Annotated in this window: 1 protein-coding gene; it reads left to right on the top strand. The window is 62.9% G+C overall.

Going from position 1 to position 636, the window contains the following annotated elements:
- Positions 1–267: 267 nt before the first annotated feature.
- Positions 268–582 (top strand): hypothetical protein, encoded by a 315-nt coding sequence (locus HMPREF3014_RS02080; RefSeq protein WP_003113065.1) that lies wholly within the window; start codon positions 268–270, stop codon positions 580–582.
- Positions 583–636 lie beyond the last annotated feature (54 nt).

Here is a 636-nt window from a genome sequence, read left to right as displayed (position 1 = left end):
GCGGATACCGCCTGTGGCGGTATTCGCCCTACAGGCCCTGGAAACGCCGGACAGCTCCCCCGGACATTTCCGCAGGCTCTCTCAGAAGCCCGGGAATTGGATAAAAACCCAGTAGGAGGATGATGGAGGGGCCGGCAAATCCATCCCGCAGGGACAGGACCGAACGGCACTGCCCTCTATTTTCTGAGGGCAAAAAAGACGCGGGCCGCAGGTGGTGGAACACCTACGACCCGCTAACCACAACCCAGCTTACTAAGGAGCTGACCCATGGCTAAGCCGAATGATACGTCCAACCCCGAGGTAACAGAATCGTCCCCCCGCTTCGTCCCGCTGCTACCCACCTCCCAGGCCGACATGTGTCCGCGTAGCGCCACCCTGTACGTGGACACCCATGCACTCCCCACGCACTTGTTCGACAACGCGAAAGTGCGCTTGAGGTCGGCGATCAACATCCTGGCCATGACCCGTTTGCTCGATGAGAAAGAAGAGCCCGGCGGCACCCTGGCCTACATCAACGGTGCGTTGCTGTCGCTGCTCAGCGATGCCTTGTCCGAAATCGAGGCGGGCCACCCGAGCCTGTAGCGCCGCTCCCTGGCGCGACGCCCCCGGCCTGGCCGGGGGCTTTGCGGCATCGCC

This window comes from Pseudomonas sp. HMSC065H01 (genome assembly GCF_001815235.1).
Taxonomy (GTDB): domain Bacteria; phylum Pseudomonadota; class Gammaproteobacteria; order Pseudomonadales; family Pseudomonadaceae; genus Pseudomonas; species Pseudomonas aeruginosa.
Note: the sequence above shows the minus strand (reverse complement) of the source record. Positions and strands in the feature narration are given on the sequence as shown.